The sequence below is a fragment of the Pseudonocardia terrae genome (genome assembly GCF_021343995.1).
Taxonomy (GTDB): domain Bacteria; phylum Actinomycetota; class Actinomycetes; order Mycobacteriales; family Pseudonocardiaceae; genus Pseudonocardia; species Pseudonocardia terrae.
Genome location: NZ_JAJTTE010000037.1, coordinates 20,594 through 37,955, shown reverse-complemented (window position 1 = coordinate 37,955; position 17,362 = coordinate 20,594). Strand labels below are relative to the sequence as shown.

At 74.8% G+C, this 17,362-nt stretch carries 13 protein-coding genes; 6 read left to right on the top strand and 7 right to left on the bottom strand.

Annotated elements, in window-relative coordinates; all coding sequences use genetic code 11:
- Positions 1 to 51: 51 nt before the first annotated feature.
- The 7 genes from LWC33_RS23110 to LWC33_RS23080 all read right to left on the bottom strand — a co-directional run bounded on the left by LWC33_RS23110 (position 52) and on the right by LWC33_RS23080 (position 8,679).
- Positions 52 to 927: a YihY/virulence factor BrkB family protein gene (locus LWC33_RS23110; protein ID WP_233306572.1), complete on the bottom strand. Its 876-nt coding sequence runs from the start codon at positions 925 to 927 to the stop codon at positions 52 to 54.
- A gap of 348 nt (positions 928 to 1,275) precedes the next feature.
- Positions 1,276 to 2,259: a methylmalonyl Co-A mutase-associated GTPase MeaB gene (gene meaB / locus LWC33_RS23105; protein ID WP_233306538.1), complete on the bottom strand. Its 984-nt coding sequence runs from the start codon at positions 2,257 to 2,259 to the stop codon at positions 1,276 to 1,278.
- Entirely contained in the window at positions 2,259 to 4,460 is a 2,202-nt protein-coding gene (scpA, locus tag LWC33_RS23100; protein WP_233306537.1) for a methylmalonyl-CoA mutase, read from the bottom strand. The genes meaB and scpA overlap by 1 nt, the downstream gene beginning before the upstream one ends.
- Positions 4,457 to 6,403 (bottom strand): methylmalonyl-CoA mutase family protein, encoded by a 1,947-nt coding sequence (locus tag LWC33_RS23095; protein ID WP_233306536.1) that lies wholly within the window; start codon positions 6,401 to 6,403, stop codon positions 4,457 to 4,459. Before LWC33_RS23095 ends, scpA begins: the two co-directional genes overlap by 4 nt.
- A gap of 128 nt (positions 6,404 to 6,531) precedes the next feature.
- Positions 6,532 to 6,999 carry a Rieske (2Fe-2S) protein gene (locus tag LWC33_RS23090; protein WP_233306535.1) on the bottom strand — a complete coding sequence of 156 codons (468 nt, stop codon included), beginning with the start codon at positions 6,997 to 6,999 and terminating at the stop codon, positions 6,532 to 6,534.
- Between the two features lie 17 nt (positions 7,000 to 7,016).
- Positions 7,017 to 8,087 carry a DUF6529 family protein gene (locus LWC33_RS23085; RefSeq protein WP_233306534.1) on the bottom strand — a complete coding sequence of 357 codons (1,071 nt, stop codon included), beginning with the start codon at positions 8,085 to 8,087 and terminating at the stop codon, positions 7,017 to 7,019.
- A gap of 22 nt (positions 8,088 to 8,109) precedes the next feature.
- Positions 8,110 to 8,679, bottom strand: a complete 570-nt coding sequence (locus tag LWC33_RS23080) for a hypothetical protein (protein ID WP_233306533.1) — start codon at positions 8,677 to 8,679, stop codon at positions 8,110 to 8,112.
- A gap of 232 nt (positions 8,680 to 8,911) precedes the next feature.
- On the opposite strand from LWC33_RS23080, the gene LWC33_RS23075 reads away from it, so the two are divergent.
- The 6 genes from LWC33_RS23075 (at position 8,912) to LWC33_RS23050 (ending at position 17,295) form a co-directional block, all read left to right on the top strand.
- On the top strand, positions 8,912 to 9,478 hold the full coding sequence (locus LWC33_RS23075; RefSeq protein WP_233306532.1) for a sigma-70 family RNA polymerase sigma factor: 567 nt from the start codon (positions 8,912 to 8,914) through the stop codon (positions 9,476 to 9,478).
- Positions 9,475 to 10,149 carry an anti-sigma factor family protein gene (locus LWC33_RS23070; RefSeq protein WP_233306531.1) on the top strand — a complete coding sequence of 225 codons (675 nt, stop codon included), beginning with the start codon at positions 9,475 to 9,477 and terminating at the stop codon, positions 10,147 to 10,149. Before LWC33_RS23075 ends, LWC33_RS23070 begins: the two co-directional genes overlap by 4 nt.
- 402 nt (positions 10,150 to 10,551) lie before the next feature.
- On the top strand, positions 10,552 to 13,191 hold the full coding sequence (locus tag LWC33_RS23065; RefSeq protein ID WP_233306530.1) for a helix-turn-helix transcriptional regulator: 2,640 nt from the start codon (positions 10,552 to 10,554) through the stop codon (positions 13,189 to 13,191).
- 211 nt (positions 13,192 to 13,402) lie between these two features.
- Positions 13,403 to 13,906, top strand: coding sequence for a hypothetical protein (locus LWC33_RS23060; protein ID WP_233306529.1), 504 nt, complete (start codon positions 13,403 to 13,405; stop codon positions 13,904 to 13,906).
- Between the two features lie 72 nt (positions 13,907 to 13,978).
- Complete coding sequence (locus LWC33_RS23055; RefSeq protein ID WP_233306528.1) at positions 13,979 to 15,820, top strand: dynamin family protein; 1,842 nt, start codon at positions 13,979 to 13,981, stop codon at positions 15,818 to 15,820.
- Entirely contained in the window at positions 15,817 to 17,295 is a 1,479-nt protein-coding gene (locus LWC33_RS23050; protein WP_233306527.1) for a dynamin family protein, read from the top strand. The genes LWC33_RS23055 and LWC33_RS23050 overlap by 4 nt, the downstream gene beginning before the upstream one ends.
- Positions 17,296 to 17,362 lie beyond the last annotated feature (67 nt).

Below are 17,362 nucleotides of genomic sequence, written 5' to 3'. Positions count from 1 at the left end.
ACCTCCGTGGTCGTCGTCGACCGCGGGCGTTCGGAGCCGATCTCGGGAGCGTTACGGGAGTGGTGGCTGGGGCACCACGTTGCGGCGGTCCTTGAGGCGCTTCGGCCAGTAGTGCTGCACCGCGGCGTTGAAGTGGGCGCCCAGCACGATGGCGAACCCGATGAAGAACGCGGCGAGCAGGAAGGCGATGGGCGCGGCGAGGGCGCCGTAGGTGTAGCCGGTGGTGGTGAGCCAGCTGATGTAGACCCGCAGCCCGGTGACCCCGGCCAGGAACACCACGGCCGCGAGCAGCGCGCCCGGAAGTCCGCGGTGCCACGGCGGTTTGGCCGGGAGCGCGAGCTTGTAGAGCGTGGTCAGCGCGAAGACCAGCACGAACCCGAGCACCGGGTAGTACAGCCAGCCGATCAACGTGACCGCCGGGTCCTGCCACGACGCCGGGAGCAGCTTCGGCACCCGGTCCGGTCCGAGGGCCAGCAGCGGCAGGGAGATGATCCCGCCGGTCAGCGCGACGAGGTACATGAGCAGTGCCAGGATCCGCTGCCAGACGGGGTTGCGGACACCGTACTGGTCGTGCGCCCGGGTGATCGCGTCGACGAACGACGACATGGCCGACGACCCGGACCACAGCGAGATCACGAAGCCCAGCGACACCAGCTCGCTGCGGCCGGTGGTGAGCAGCGTCGAGACCGTCGGCGCGATGATCTCCTCGACGACGTTGCGGCTGAAGACCGTGGACGCGCCGCGCAGGATCTGCTGCTCCGCGAGGCCGATGGTGTCGGGGCCGAACCAGCCGCCGATGTAACCGAGGCTGCCCAGCAGCCCCAGGAGCAGCGGCGGCAGCGACAGCGTCTGCCAGAAGGCGGCCGCCGCGGACTCGCTGAAGATGTTGTCGTCCCAGGCCCGCACAACGGTCCGCTTGACCAGCAGCCACGTGCCGTGCCGGCCGTAGGGCCGCGGCTCCCCGGCGGAGGTGAGCCGGACGGTCGGGGCGTCGGACGGGGTGGGGGCGTCGGACGGGGTGGGAGCGTCCGACCGGGTGGGCCGGGTGTCCGCGTCGGGGGACGAGCCCGCCTCGGCCGCGGTCCCGTCCGGACGCGGGGCGTCGCCGGGATGCGCCTGCGCGCGCTCCCGGGCTCGCCCCGCCAGGTCCGTCACGCCCCCAGCATGCGCCGACCTGCGCCGCCTGTCTCGTCCGGGTCCCGGCGCGTCCGGGGCGACTCCGGCGACCCCGATGACGCCACGGACCCCGAGGACCTCGGCCCGGCCGCGCGGCCGTCAGCCCAGCAGGTCGAGGATCTCCTGCGCCGCGAGCGTCGGCGTCAGCTCCCCGGTACGGACCTCGTCGGTCAGCGCGGGCAGCCGCTCCTTCACCCCGGGATCGCCGGTCAGCCGGTCCATCAACTGGTCGCGGACCATCGCCCACATCCACTCGACCTGCTGGTCGGCGCGGCGCGACGCGAGCGCACCGGCCTTCTCCAGCGCGGCGCGGTGCTCGAGGACCGTGCCCCACACCTTGTCGAGGCCCTTCCCGGTCTGCGCGCTGCAGGAGAGCACCTTGGGCCGCCAGTGCTCGCTCGACGGAGCCATCATGTGCAGGGCACCGGCGAGGTCGCGGGCCGCGGCCTTCGCCTCCCGCTCGTGCGGCCCGTCGGCCTTGTTCACGGCGACGACGTCGGCCAGCTCCAGGATCCCCTTCTTGATCCCCTGCAGCTGGTCGCCGGTGCGGGCGATGGTGAGGAACAGGAAGGTGTCGACCATCCCGGCCACGGTGACCTCGGACTGGCCCACGCCGACCGTCTCGACCAGCACGACGTCGTAGCCGGCGGCCTCCATCAGCACCATCGTCTCGCGGGTGCGCCGGGCGACCCCGCCGAGCGTGCCGGCGCTCGGCGAGGGCCGGATGAACGCGTTGTCGTCGACGGCGAGGGCGGCCATCCGGGTCTTGTCGCCCAGGATCGACCCCTTCGTCCGGGTGGACGACGGGTCGACGGCCAGGACCGCGACCTTGTGCCCCTCCCCCGTCAGCCGGGTGCCGAGCGCCTCGATGAAGGTCGACTTCCCGACCCCGGGCACGCCGGAGATCCCGACCCGGGTCGCGCCACCGGCGTGCGGCTGCAGCTCCAGGAGCAGCTGCTGGGCCGCCTGCCGGTGGTCGGCGCGGTTCGACTCGACGAGCGTGATCGCACGGGCCAGGACCGTGCGGTTGCCGTCGAGCACGCCCTTGGCGAGCGTCGGGACGTCCGGCGGCTTGCGGGGCATCAGTCGCCGTGCTCCGACCCGGCCTCCGCGTGCTCCCCGTGCCCCAGCGCCGCCGACAGCTTGCCCAGCAGCTCGACGGCCGACTCCGCGATCACGGTGCCGGGCGGGAACACCGCCGCGGCGCCCATGTCGATCAGCTGCGGCACGTCGGCCGGCGGGATCACGCCGCCCACGACGACCATGATGTCCTCGCGGCCCAGCTTCGCCAGCTCCTCCTTCAGCTCGGGCACCAGCGTGAGGTGCCCGGCGGCGAGGGAGCTGGCCCCGACGACGTGGACGTCGGCCTCGGCGGCCTGCCGCGCCACCTCGGCCGGGGTCTGGAACAGCGGGCCCACGTCGACGTCGAAGCCCAGGTCGGCGAACGCCGTCGCGATCACCTTCTGGCCGCGGTCGTGCCCGTCCTGGCCCATCTTGGCGACGAGGATGCGGGGCTGGCGGCCCTCCTCCTCGGCGAACCCGGCGACGAGCTCGCGGGCACGGGTGATCGCCGGGCTGGCCCCGGCCTCCTCGGAGTACACGCCGGAGATGATCCTGATCTGGCCGGAGTGCCGCCCGAACACCTTCTCCAGCGCGTCGGAGATCTCGCCGACCGTGGCCTTCACGCGGGCGGCGTCGACGGCCAGGGCCAGCAGGTTCTGGTCGAAGCCGCGCTCGGCGCCCTCGGCGATGGCCGACGCCGAGTTCGTCAGCTTCTCCAGCGCCGCGTCGACCTCGCGGGAGTCCCGCTCGGCGCGCAGCCGCTCGAGCTTCTCGATCTGCTCGCGGCGCACCTGCGCGTTGTCGACCTTGAGGACCTCGACGACCTCGTCGGAGTCGACCACGTACTTGTTCACGCCGATCACCGGCTGGCGGCCGGAGTCGATGCGGGCCTGGGTGCGGGCCGCGGCCTCCTCGACACGCAGCTTCGGGATGCCGGCGTCGATCGCCCGGGCCATGCCGCCGGCCTTCTCGACCTCGGCGATGTGCCCCCACGCCCGGCGGGCCAGGTCGTAGGTGAGCTTCTCGACGTAGTACGAGCCGCCCCACGGGTCGATGACCTTCGTGGTGCCGGACTCCTGCTGCAGCAGCAGCTGGGTGTTGCGGGCGATGCGTGCCGAGAAGTCGGTGGGCAGCGCCAGCGCCTCGTCGAGCGAGTTCGTGTGCAGCGACTGGGTGTGGCCCTGCGTGGCCGCCATCGCCTCGATGCAGGTGCGGACGACGTTGTTGTAGACGTCCTGCGCCGCCAGCGACCAGCCCGACGTCTGCGAGTGCGTGCGCAGCGACAGCGACTTCGGGTTCTTCGGCGAGAACTGGTTCACGAGCTTCGACCAGAGCAGGCGCGCGGCCCGCATCTTGGCGACCTCCATGAAGAAGTTCATGCCGATGGCCCAGAAGAAGCTCAGCCGCGGCGCGAACTTGTCCACGTCGAGACCCGCGTCGATGCCCGCCCGCAGGTACTCCACGCCGTCGGCCAGGGTGTAGGCGAGCTCGAGGTCGTTGGTCGCCCCGGCCTCCTGGATGTGGTACCCGGAGATCGAGATCGAGTTGAACTTCGGCATCTTCTGGCTCGTGTAGCCGAAGATGTCCGAGATGATCCGCATGCTCGGCTGCGGCGGGTAGATGTAGGTGTTGCGGACCATGAACTCCTTGAGGATGTCGTTCTGGATGGTCCCCGCGAGCTGCTCCGGCTTCACCCCCTGCTCCTCCGCCGCGACGATGTAGAGCGCGAGCACCGGGAGCACCGCGCCGTTCATCGTCATGGACACCGACATCTTGTCCAGCGGGATGCCGTCGAACAGCTGCCGCATGTCGTAGATCGAGTCGATCGCGACGCCCGCCATGCCGACGTCGCCGCCCACGCGCGGGTGGTCCGAGTCGTAGCCGCGGTGCGTGGCCAGGTCGAACGCGATCGACAGCCCCTTCTGCCCGGCCGCGAGGTTTCGGCGGTAGAAGGCGTTGGACTCGGTGGCCGTGGAGAAGCCCGCGTACTGGCGGATCGTCCACGGCTGGCTCGCGTACATGGTCGGGTACGGCCCGCGCAGGTACGGCGTGATGCCCGGGTAGGTGCGCAGGAAGTCCAGGCCCTCGGTGTCCGCCGCGCTGTAGAACGGCTTGACCTCGATGCCCTCCGGGGCCTCCCAGCCCGCCGGACCGCCGGCCCAGTCGGCCGTGGGCGCCGCACCGGGGGCCAGGTCCACCTTCGTGAAGTCGGGGATAGTCATTTCGCGACCTCCAGCGCGGTGTAGACGTCGTCGATGACGGCCAGGGCGTCGCACCCGGCGAACAGGTACCCGTCGACACCGTCGTAGGAACCCCCGGGAGACGAGGGCTTGCCGGCGAGCAGGATGCGCGCGGCTCCGGCCTCGCGCAGCGCGGCGGCCGTCGCCTCGGCCCGCTCGCCGTACAGGGCGTCGGTGGAGCAGAGGACCGCCACCGTGGAGCCGGACTTGCGGAAGGCCTCGGCGACCTCCTCCGGCGTCTCCGTCGGGCCGGCCTCCGGCCCGGCGAGCCCGCCGGCCTGCAGCAGGTTGCGCGCGAACCCGGCGCGCGTGGCGTACGCCGCCAGCGGGCCGAGGGTGGCCAGGAAGACGGCCGGTCGTGCCCCCGTCTCGGCCAGGATCTCGTCCGACCGGTCCCGGTACGCCTCGTAGGCCGCCGCGGGCCGGTACAGCGGCAGGCCGCCGCGCACCACCGGCTCGGGCAGCGGGGTGCGCTCGACCGGCTTCTCGTCGAGGTCCGGGAACTCGCTGACGCCGGTGAGCGGGGTCCGCCGGGTCGCGACACCCTTCTCCCGCTTCGCCCGGACCTCCTCGACCTTCCCGGCGAGCAGGCCGGAGTCGAGGGCGGCGACGGCGCCCCCCGCGGCCTCGAGCTCCTGGAAGAAGGCCCATCCGGCGCGGGCCAGGTCGTCCGTGAGGTGCTCGACGTACCAGGAGCCACCACCCGGGTCGATCACCCGGGACAGGTGCGACTCCTCGATCAGCAGTGACTGGGTGTTGCGCGCGACGCGCCGGGAGAAGGGCTCCGCCTCCCCGATCGCGATGTCGAAGGGCGGCACCGTCACGGCGTCGGCGCCGCCGACCCCGGCGGCGAACCCGGCGACCGTGCCGCGCAGCATGTTCACCCACGGGTCGCGCCTGCTGAACAGCGTCGGCGAGACGACGGCGTGCTGGGCCTGGCCCGGGCCGTCCGCGCCGGACGCCTCGAGGACCCGGCCCCACAGCCGGCGGGCGGCCCGGAGCTTGGCGATGGTCGGGAACTGCTCGGCAGTGGCCGAGTAGCGGAACTCGAGCACGCGGGCGGCGTCGGCGACCGCGAGGCCGGCCTCGGTCAGCGCGCGCAGGTAGGCCACGCCTGCGGCCAGCGAGAAGCCCAGCTCCTGCGCCTCGGACCCGCCTGCCTCCTGGACCGGGGTGGCGTCGACGACCACGGCCCGCACCTGCGGGTACTCCCGCGCGACGCGGGTGGCGAGCGGGACCACGGACTCGACCGCCGGACCGGAGCCGGACCGGGCGCGCAGGCCGATCGGGTCGAGGCCGAGCGTGCCGAGGAGGGCGTCCTTCGCGACACCGCGCTCCTCCGCGAGGTTCAGGAAGGCCTCGGCGGCCTCCTCGGCCGACTCGCGCGCGTCGAGCACGACCGGGGCGAGGTCGAGCATGACGCCCTCGAGCGCCGCCCCCAGCTCGGCGACCGGCACCCCGCCGGTCCCGGCGGCGAGCCACACCGAGGAGACGCCGTTCTCGAGGTCGGCCAGCAGCGCGTCGTGCACCGCCGCCGCCGAGGGCGCGGCGTGGTGCTGGCGCACGTCCCACCCGGCGGGCACGTGCCCACCGGCGCGGGAGCCGCGCACGAAGGGCAGCGCGCCGGGGACGCCGGTCGCGGGCAGGTCCGCGACGTCGTCGGCCGTGTAGAGCGGCTGGACGCGGATGCCGTCGGCGGTGTCCCAGGCGAGCTTCTCGACGCCCGCGCCCCGCGGCGCATCCTCGCCGATCCGCCCCGACTTGCGGACGACGCCGTCGACCGCCGCCGCCCACTGCTCGCGGGTGGCGTCCTCGAACTCGGCCGCGAGCACCAGGTGCTCCGGCGGCTCGGGGGCGTTCTCGCTGAGCTCCCGCTCGTCCACCTGGTCGGTCGGGGCGTCCTGCGGTGCCCTGCCTGATGTCATCCGCGCAACTCCTCACCCACCCCGGCGAGCGCACACGCCGTGGTGCGTCGTCGCTACGCGGGGTTGTGCGGAGTCTAGTGAGCGCACGGGGCACGGTCAGCCGTGACCGTCGTGATCTGGGCCTCTGATCAGGCCAGGGTGACGGAGTCGCCCGACACCGTGACGTCCTTCTCGGGCAACGGCTTCTTCGCAGGTCCCTGGGTCGGCGCACCGTCGGTCACGGAGAAGTAGCTGCCGTGACAGGGGCACATGATCGAGCCGTCCGCGACGGACGTCACCTCGCAGCCCTGGTGGGTGCACGTCGTCGAGAACGCCTTGAACCGGCCCGCGGTCGGCTGGGTCACGACGACCTGCTGCGCGGCCAGGATCACGCCGCCGCCGACGGGCACGTCGGCCGTCTTCACGAGCGGGGCCGCCGCCCCGCCGGGCTGCGGTGCTGCGGTGCCGCCCGCCTGCGGGGCGGCCTCGGGCTTCGACGACGCCGAGTAGGTGGCGCAGCCGGCGAGGGCGGCGCACCCGGCGGCGCAGGTGCCGGCGAGGACGGTCCTGCGGTTCAGGAGGGCGGCCGTCGTCAGGAGGGGGGAGCGGGGGCTCATGGTGGGGTCTCCGGGGATCAGAAGGTCAGGCCCTTGGTGGTGAAGAACCACACCGCGGACGTGAGGACGAGGCCCGTCAGCACGGTGAACACCAGACCGCCGAGGACGGGCAGGGCCCAGCGCGGGGCGTCGTGCCGGGGCAGCACGAGCATCTTGGCGGCGAAGGCACCGTAGAAGAAGCAGCCGAGCAGCGAGTGTGCCAGCACGCGGAGGTTCGCGTCGGAGAAGCCGAGTGCGTACAGGCAGTGCACCGCGACCGGGATGGTCACCAGGACGGCGAGGCGGCCGGCCCAGCGGTGCACGGTCGCCGTCCGGGGGCCGGCGGGACGGTTCCGCCCGATCCGGCCGTACATCCGCATCGAGGTCCACAGTTGCACCAGGACCAGCACGAACGCGGCCGCGGTGAGCCAGCTCTTCGCCGCGAGTCCGCTGGAGAAGCCGGCCAGGTTGATGGCGGTGCCGGTGCCCTCGTGGACGCGGGCGTACACGCCGAGGCCGACGGAGATCGCCACCCCGACGACGACCGGGACAACGAGGGCGGCGAGCCGGGTGCCCGGGCGGGCCGGGGCATCTGCGAGGGCGGGGGCGGGCAGCGCACCGTGCGGGTCCGGGGCGGCGCCGACCCCGGCGAATCCGCCGAATGCGCCGAATCCGTCGGCCCCGTCGAACCCGCCGAACCGGTCGAACTCGCCGAGACCGTCGGCCCCGTCGGCGTAGCCGGCGTAGTCGGTGTGGACGCCGTAGTCGCCCTGGTGATCGTGGTCGTCGTGGTCCGGGCGGTCCCAGGAGCGATGGCCCCAGGTGGGGTCGGCCCAGCTGTCGTCCGCGCTCTCCTCACGACCGGCCTGCGCGGGCACGGCGGCGAAGATCGAGGTGGTGGCCTCCTGCATCCCGGCGCCGAGGTACGTCGGGACGATCGGCAGGTTCGGGTCCGTCGGCGGGTCGAAGCGGCCCGGGTCGTACTCGAGCCGGTAGCCGGTGTCGGCCGTGTCGAAGCCGACGGCGTGGTCGGGGTGGTGCTCGGAGCGGGTGCCGGTCTCGGGGTCGTACCCGAGGTCGGTGGCACCGGCGCGCGGGGAGCGGCTCACGGGGTCCTCCGGGGGATCGGGGTCAGGCGGTGCCGAGCTTCTTCAGGACGGTCCGGTCGGTGGCCGACCCGGCGGGCGCGTCCTCGGGCTGCGCCGAGAAGGGCCAGCTCCGGTCGCCGACGGCCACCGTCCCGAACACGGCCTTGTCGGTCGCGTCGGCGGTCAGGTCGCCGTCGACGCCGCTGAGCTGCAGCTTCGCGCCGTTGACCGTGCCCTCGAACCAGGACTCGACCTTCTTGCCGTCGCAGACGTAGGCGACGACCTCGTCCCCCTCGACGCCCATCGCGACGGTCACCTCGTTGCCGGCGGAGCGGCCGGCGAAGGCGGCGCCGGAGACGGGGGCGGCCTCCGCCTGCCGCTGGGCCTGTTGCTGGGGCGCGGCCTCGGGGGCGACCTGGGCCCGGGGTGCCGCCCGGGGTGTCTGCGCGGCGGGGATGCCGTAGCCGTCGGCGCCCGTCGAACCGGACTGCGCGGTCCTGGTCACGGCGGGCTCGTCGGCGGGACCGCGGGCCAGGACCGTGTTCACGGCGAACACCGCCAGGCCGACCGCCAGCACGGCGAGCAGTGTCAGCATCGGGCCGCGTGTCCTCATCGGATCACCTCGTTCGTGGGGGAGCGTTCACCGACGGACACGGGCGCGAGCCCGGAGCGGTTCACCGGATCCGGAAAAAACCGGAAGAATTTGGCGTGAACCGTTCACGCGGTGCGTCCGTGTCGCTGACGTGGACTTCGCTACCCTCACCGCGCCCGCAGGGAGACGGGACCGCCGGTGGGCCCGGCCCGTTCCGCCCGCGGTGTCGTCCGTCGTCTCTCCGGGAGCGTGCATGGTCGGGTCGGGTCACCGGGCGCGGGGCGGCGCCCGGGAACGCAGGGGTCCACGGGACCCGGACGAGGCGTTGATCCGCGCCGTCTACGCCGAGCACGGGCGGGCGCTGCTGGCGTTCACCACCCGGCTCCTCGGCGACCGGGCGGCGGCGGAGGACGTCGTCCAGGAGGTCCTGGTCCGCGCGTGGCAGCACTCCGACGTGCTGACCAACGGCCGCGGCTCGGTCCGCAGCTGGCTGTTGACCGTCGCGCGCAACCTGGTGACCGACCGGGTGCGGGCCCAGCGCGCCCGGCCGTCGGAGGTCGAGGAGGACGCCGCTCCCCCGGTCCCGACGGGCGACCACGCGGACCGGGTCGTCGACGCCCTGACCGTCCTGCCCGCGTTGGAACGGCTCTCGCCCGACCACCGCGACGTCCTGGCCGAGGTCTACTTCCGCGGCCGGACGCTGCCCGAGGCCGCCGAGGTGCTCGGGGTCCCGCCGGGCACGGTGAAGTCCCGCTCGTACTACGCGCTGCGCGCCCTGCGCACGGCGCTCGGCCCGACCGTGGAGGGGGTGCCGGGATGACGACCTGCGGCATCGACGGCGGCGAGCTGTCCGCGCACGTCCTGGGGCTGCTGACGCCCGAGGAGTCGACCGCGGTCGAGGCTCATCTGGAGGGGTGCGCGCAGTGCCGCGCCGAGTGGGAGGACCTGCGCGCGATGACCCGCACGCTGGACGAGCTGCCCGACGAGGCCCTGCTGGAGGGCCCGCCCGACAGCGACCTGGTGCTGCACCGGGCGCTGCGCGAGATCCGCGACGAGCGCGCCGGCGAGCGACGCCGGCGGCTCCTGACCCGCGCCGTCGCCGCGGTGGTGGTGGCCGCGGCGCTGCTCGGCGGCGGGATAGTCGCCGGTCGGGCCCTCGCCCCGACCGCACCGGCCACCACCGTGGCGGCCGGTGCCCGGACCATGGAGACCACCCAGGGCGCCGTGACGGCCGCGGTCACCGTGACCCCGGCCAACGGCTGGGTGCGGCTCGCGGCGAACGTCAAGGGCGTCCCGGCGGGCGAGCACTGCCGGCTCGTCGTGGTGGCCAAGGACGGCTCCCGGGAGATCGCCGGCGGCTGGGTGGTCCCGCCGCAGGGCGAGGCGGGCGGCGTCCACCTCGACGGCAGCGCCGGCGTCCCCGCCGACCAGGTTGCGGGCGTGGTCGTGGAGAACACCGCCGGCGAGGAGTACGCGCAGGTGAACGTCTGAGAGCCGCCCAGCCGGCTGCCCGACCCCGCGGCGGGGACGCCGTCGTCGGGTAACGGTGGGAAGGGTCCGGGTCGAACGACCCTGCATGCGGAGGCGGGCGGGGTCGTCGGGCCGGTCCCGCCCGTACCAGGTGGTCCTCGGCGAGTCCCCCACGCGCCCGATCCGGGCCGTCCGGGGCGCGCACTGCGGCAGGCGGATGAATTCGCGGAGCCGCGGTTGGCAGCACGGCGCCACATGGGCAGAGTCCCGGGTGCCGATCCGCGGGGGGCGGTTCGGGGCGGTGGGACTCGCGTGTGAGGTCTCGATGAGTTGTGCTCTCGACCGTCCCGCTCGCGGCGATCCGCGTCCGGTCCCGGGGGTGCCGGTCGTCCCGTCCGTCTTCGGGGCGTCCGGGCGGCCGTGATGGTGCGCAACTGGCCCTTCGTCGGCCGCGCCGCCCAGCTGGCCCGGGTGCGCCGCATCCGGTCCGGGCCCGGCGCGCGGGCGGGTGTGGTGCTGGTCGGGCCGGCCGGGTCCGGCCTGACCCGGCTGGCGCGCGCGGTCCTCGACGCGGCCGCCGCGGAGGGCTGGACCGCACGCTGGGTGATGGCCACGCGGTCGGCCTCGGAGATCCCCCTCGGCGCGCTCGCCCAGGTACTGGTCGGGGCGGAGCCCGACGGGCCGCAGGTGCTGACGCAGGTCGCCGGGCACCTCGTCGCGGGGACCAACGGGCGCGGCCTGATCGTCGGTGTGAACGACGCCCACCTCCTCGACCCCGTCTCCGCGAGCGTGCTCCACCACCTCGCCGTGACGCGCTCCGCCTTCCTGGTGCTCGCCGCACACACCGAGGTGGCCGTGCCCGACCCGGTGTTCGCGCTCTGGAAGGAGAACCTGCTCGAACGGGTCGACCTCCACGAGTTCGACGAGGACGAGACGGCCGAGCTGCTGGGCCGGGTCGTGGAGGGGCAGGTGGGCCGGGCGACCGTGCACCGGCTGCACGCCCTGACCGGCGGCAACGCGACCTACCTGCGCGAGTTCGTCGAGGAGGGGCTGCGGTCGCGCGCCCTCTCCCCGGTCGACGGCGTCTGGCGGTGGGTGGGGCCGCTGTGCCCGACGCGCCGGCTGAGCGACCTGGTCCGGGCCCGGATCGGCCCCCTGCTCCCCGAGGAGCAGGAGGCGCTCGAGCTCCTGGCCTTCGGCCGCGACCTCGATGCCGACGGCCTGCTGCACCGCTACGGCGCCGACCTGCTCGACCGGCTCGAGCAGCGGGGCCTGCTGGTGTCGCGCGCGGTGGGCGACCGGGTGCGGGTGGCGCCCGCGCATCCCCTCGACGTCGAGGTGCTGCGCTCGGCGACCTCGCCGCTGCGCGAGCGGGCGGTGTACCGGCTCCTCGCGGACACGTTCGACGGCCCGGACCTCGAGGCCGTGGACCGGATCCGGGCCACCTCCTGGCGGCTGGCCGGGGGGCTGCCGGTCGCGTCGGAGACGCTCGTGGCGGTGACCCGGCAGGCCGCGGAGGTCGCAGAGCCGGATCCGGCGGCCGCGGTCCGGGTGGCCCGCGCCGCTGTCGGCCGCGGCGCGGGTTCCGACGCGTCCCTGGTGCTGGCGCAGGCGCTGTCGGCGCTCGGGAGGCCGGCCGAGGCCGAGGAGGTCCTCGCCGGCCTGGCCGAGGTGCTCGCCGCCACGGACGGCGACGCGCGACGCCTCGGCCTTGCGGTGATCCGTCTCGGGAACCTGCGGTGGGGGGTCGGCTCGCCGGATCGCGCGGCGGAACTGGCCGCGGAGATCGACCGGACGTGCCGGACCGACGCCCGGCGCCCGGAGCTGCTGGTGCTGCGCGCGGCGGGGCTGGCCTACGCGGGCCGCTACGGGGAGGCGCTCGCCGCCGTCGCGCCCCTCCTCGACGACGCCGAACGGCTCGGCCCGCTGGCCGGCCCGGCACGAGCCGTCGCGGCCGAGGCGTGGTGCGGCACGGGACGCCACGAGGCCGCGCTCACCGTGGCCGGGCAAGGTCGTGCGGCACTGTCGGCCGCGGCATCGTGGGCCGCGGGCTGGGGACTCCCGCACCTGGACTCGGCGAGCTGCGGCGCGCTGATCGGTCTGGGGCGGTTGCCGGAGGCGGCGGCGCTCGCCGAGGCCGGGCACCGACGTGCGGTCGGCGCGGGCCAACCCGTCGCCCAGGCCCTGTACGGGGGCTGGCACGGCATCGTGCTCGCCCGACAGGGGAGGCTCGCCGCGGCCGTGGAGCGGCTGCACGACGCGGCGGGCGCGGTCCGCGACGGAGCGTTCCCGTTCCTGGCGCTCGTGCGGGCACAGATCGCGGAGGCCGAAGCGATGCGGGGGGACTCCGTCGCCGCGGCGGCCGCGCTACGGAACGCCGAGCGGGCGGCGGAGGCGGTCGGCGGGGCCGGCGACGCGTGGGTGGCGCTCGCGTCGGCGTGGACGGCGGCCGCCCAGGGCGGTGACGCGGTGTCCCGGGCGCTGGACGCGGCCCGGCGGGCACGCGCGGTCTCCCAGCTGCAGGTCGAGCTGCAGGCGTTGCACGGCTGCGTGCGGCTCGATGCGGCGGAGGCGGCCCTGGAACGGATCACCGAGGTGGCGGCGCGGGTCGACGGCCCGATCGCGCCCGCCTACGCCCGCCACGCACAGGCGCTCGCCGCCGGCGACGCCCGCGCGCTCGGCGAGGTCGCAGACGTCTTCGCCCGGCACGGCATGCTGCTGCTCGCCGCGGAGGTCGCCGCCCAGGCCGCCCGCCTGCACGAGCTCGCCGGCCGCAAGGGCGCGTCCCGGCTCACGGCCACCCGGGCACGGCAGTGGGCCGGGCGCTGCGAAGGCGCCACGACCCCGCCGCTGGCGTCCCTCGGTGCGGCCGAGGTGCTGACGTCCCGGGAGTCCGAGATCGCGACGCTCGCGGCCGCCGGGATGACGAGCAAGGCCATCGCCGCCCAGCTCATGGTGTCGGTCCGCACGGTCGACAACGTGCTGCACGGGATCTACCGCAAGCTCGGCGTGCCCGGCAGGCGGGAGCTGGGCGTGGCGTTGCGGGCGGGCGTGGGCGGGTGAGACCCCGCCGACGGGGCGGTGCGGGCGGGCGGGGCCGACCCGGGCGCGGGCCCGACGGTGCGCGCATGAGTAGTCCGGCGCGTATCAGGACGCAGGGAAGTACCCGGCTACTCACGACGCCGCACCCGGACCGCCCCGAGACTGCTGCCGGCGGCCGCCCGGTCGCCGTACGAGGAACCCAGCCGGGAGGCACGGGGCAGGAGGGACCGACATGGCCGAGCACGGCACGGGCGAGCACACCCGCAGCGGGGACGTCTTCGGGAACGAGCACCGGGACCGCGACGAACACCGCGACCGCGAGGAGCACCGCCGCGAGGAGCACCGCGACCGCGACGAACACCGCGACCGGGACGAACACCGGGACCGGGACGAACACCGGGACCGGGACGAACACCGCGACCGGGACGAGCACCACGACCGCGGGGAGCACGGCCGGCACTTCGAGGGCACCCGGGACGAGCACCGCGACCGCGACGAACATCGCGACCGCGAGGAACACCGCGACCGCGACCGGGACGATCACCGCGACCGCGACGAACACCGGGACCGCGACGAACACCGCGGCGAGCACCGCGACGACGAGCACCGGTACGAGCACCAGGACGTCCGCTCCGAGCACGACGGCGACCGCTACGACCACGACCGGTCCGAGGACCACGGTCACGAGGAGCACCGCGACATGGGGAGCCACGACGCGGGGACCGAGCACGTCTGATCCGCGACCGGACGCGGTCCACGACCGCGCCGGGAGGGCCACCGGGGGGTCGGTGGCCGGGCCGGGGGGAGCATGACCCGACAGCAGGGACCGAGCGCCGCGGTGCGCTACGCGCGCGAGACCGTGGACCTGGCGATCGAGGGCGCCGACGCGTACGGCCGGGACGACCTCGTCGAGCGGCTGCGCGGCGCCCGGGACCTGCTGTCCGGATCCGGCATCACCGTCTACGTCGTCGGTGAGTACAAGAAGGGCAAGAGCTCGCTGGTCAACGCCCTGCTGACCACATCGGTGTGTCCCGTGGACGACGACATCGCCACGGCCGTCCCGACCGTCGTGCAGTTCGCGACCGAGCCGAACGCCCGGGCCACCTACGAGCCCGAGGACGGCGACATCGGCTCGCCGTGGACCGAGACGATCGCGTTCGAGCAGATCGCCGCGCACGTCGCCGAGGGCGGCAACCCGGGCAACCGGCGGCGCCTGCGGTCGGTGACGGTGGGCGTGGACCGGGCCCTGCTGGAGTCCGGGCTGGTCGTGGTGGACACGCCGGGGGTCGGCGGGCTCGGATCGGTCCGCAACGCGGTGACCGCGAGCGCGCTGCCCTCGGCGCACGCCGTGCTGTTCGTGTCCGACGCCTCGCAGGAGCTCACGGCGGCGGAGCTGCGCTTCCTGCGGACGGTGGCCGAGCTGTGCCCCACGGTCCTGTTCGTCCTCACCAAGATCGACCTGTACCCGCACTGGCGGCGCATCCTCGAGCTCGACCTCGCGCACCTGGCGCGGGAGGGGGTGCCGGTCGCCGCCTTCGCCGTGTCCTCGCAGGTCCGGTCGGCCGCGGCCGAGGCCACCGACGCGGAGCTGAACGAGGAGTCCGGGTTCCCGCCGCTGGTGCACCGGATCGACGACGTCGTCGAGGACGCGGAGCGCGTCGCGCTGCAGACCGTCGGCGCCCATCTGCTCTCGGCGATCGGGCAGATCGTCCCCGCCCTCTCGGCCCGTGCCGCGGCGCTGGGCCGCCCGGAGGACGCCGGCGACGTGCGGGCCGAGCTCACCCGCGCGCGGGAGCGGGCGGACACCCTGCGCAGCCGCGGCTCACGGTGGCAGCAGGTGCTCTACGACGGCTTCGCCGACATCTCCTCGGACGTCGACTTCGATCTCCGGGTGCGAACCCGGGCGGTGCTCGCGGAGGCGGAGCAGGCGATCGACGACGGCGATCCCGCCAAGAACTGGGACGAGTTCGAGAAGTGGCTGCGCTCGCGGCTGGCCGCGGAGACCCTGGAGAACTACGCGCGGTTCACCAAGGCCGCCGACGAGCTGGCGGACCGGGTCGCCGAGCACTTCGAGCTCGTCGAGAAGCAGATCCTCACCGTCCGGGCGCCGCTGGGGATGCTGGAGCAGCTCGCGATCGACACGACGGCCCTCGAAGGACCGAAGAAGGTCACCGGGAAGATGGCGATCTTCCAGAAGACCTACGCCGGTTTCATGATGTTCACGATGCTCACGCACCTGACGGCGCTGGTGATCCCCAGCCCCGTCGGGATCGTCGCGGGCCTGCTGATGGGCCGCGCCGCACTGGGCGAGGAGCGGCGCCGGGCGATCGAGAAGCGCCGCGCCGCGGCGCGCACCGCGGTGCGCCGGTTCGTGGAGGAGTTCTCTATCCAGGTGTCGAAGGACTCCCGGGACACGGTCCGGCGGGCTCAGCGGGAGCTGCGCGAGCGCTACACGCGGCGGGCCGAGGAGCTCCAGCGGTCGGCCACCGAGGCGCTCGACGCGGCACGCGAGGCGGTGCGCGGCGACGAGGACGCCGCCGGCGAGCTGCGCCGGCTGCAGAAGGACCTGCAGCTCTTCGCCACGCTCCGGGCACGCACGGAGCAGCTGGTGGCCCGAACGGCCCCGACGACCCCGGAGCCGGCCCGATGAGCGGGTCCGGGGTCGCCGGGCGGGTCGCCGCCCTCGTGCAGGCGGCGATCGGCGAGTACCCCGGCGGCCCGGCCGAGGCAGAGCTGCGCGCAGTGGCGGACCGGCTCGCCGCGCCGCTCCGCGTGGCGATCGCGGGCCGGGTCAAGGCGGGCAAGTCCACGCTGCTCAACGCGCTGGTCGGGCAGCAGCTCGCCGCCACCGACGCCGGGGAGTGCACGCGCATCGTCACCTGGTACGTCGACGGGCTCACCTACCGCGTGGACCTGCACCCGCGGGAGGGGCCGCCGCGGCAGGTGCCGTTCGGGCGGGTGCAGGGGGCGCTGGACATCCGGCTCGAGGGGGTGACCGCGACGGACGTGGAGCGGCTCGTGGTCCAGTGGCCGGCGCCGGCGTTGCGGACGATGTCGCTGATCGACACCCCCGGCATGGGCTCGACGACCGCGGCGCTCGGCGAGCGGACCGAGGCCCTGCTCACCCCGGAGGCCGAGCTCGAGGGCGCTCCCGCCGAGGTCGACGCCGTGGTCTACCTGATGCGCCACGTGCACGGCGAGGACGTCCGGTTCCTCGAGACCTTCCAGGACGGCTCGCCGGACCGCAATCCGGTGAACACCGTGGGTGTGCTCGCCCGTGCCGACGAGGTGGGGCACGCCCGCCCCGAGGCCCTCGAGGTCGCGGGTCGGATCGCCACGCGTTACGCCGCGGACCCCAGGATCAGGGCACTGTGCCGGACAGTCGTACCGGTGGCGGGGTTGCTGGCCTCCGCCGCGGCGGGCCTGCGCGAGAGTGAGTACCGGATGATCGAGGTGCTCGCACGCGCCCCGGACCTGGACCGGTTGCTGCTCACCGCCGACCGGCTGCTGACCGCGCCGACCGACGTCCCGTTGTTGGCCGACGAGCGCGCCGCGCTGCTGGACCGGTTCGGCATGTTCGGGTTGCGGCTGGCCACGCGCATGGTCCGCGACGGCGAGGTGAGCGGCGCCCGTGACCTCGCGGCCGCGCTCGCGCAGGCCAGCGGGCTTCCGCTGCTGCAGGCGGTGCTGGCCGACCAGTTCGCGGCGCGGGCGGAGGTGCTGAAGGCCCGGTCGGCGCTCATGGCGCTCGAGGCGCTCGTCCGGCGGTACCCCCCGCCGGCGGGGTCCGGCCTGGCGCGCGAGGTCGAGCGGGTGCGCGTGGAGGCCCACGAGTTCGCCGAGATCGCGCTGATGGACGCCGTGCGGTCGGGAGCCGTCCCGCTGTCCCCCGACGAGGCGAGTGGGGCCGAGCTGCTGCTCGGGGCGGCCGGCACGGACGCACGCAGCCGGCTCGGCCTGGCCGCCGACGCCGCCCCCGAGCAGGTCCGCAAGGCCGCCGCGGACCAGCACCTGCGCTGGCAGCTGCGGGCCGAGCACCCCGCGTCCTCCCGCGAGATCCGGCAGGCGGCACGGCTGCTGGTGCGCAGCTGCGAGGGCATCCTCGGCGACCTCGGCCACGGGTGAGCGGCGACGGCCGCGCCTCGCCGGACATGAGTAGTCGGGCGGCGGCCGGCGGCCTGGGTGAGTAGCG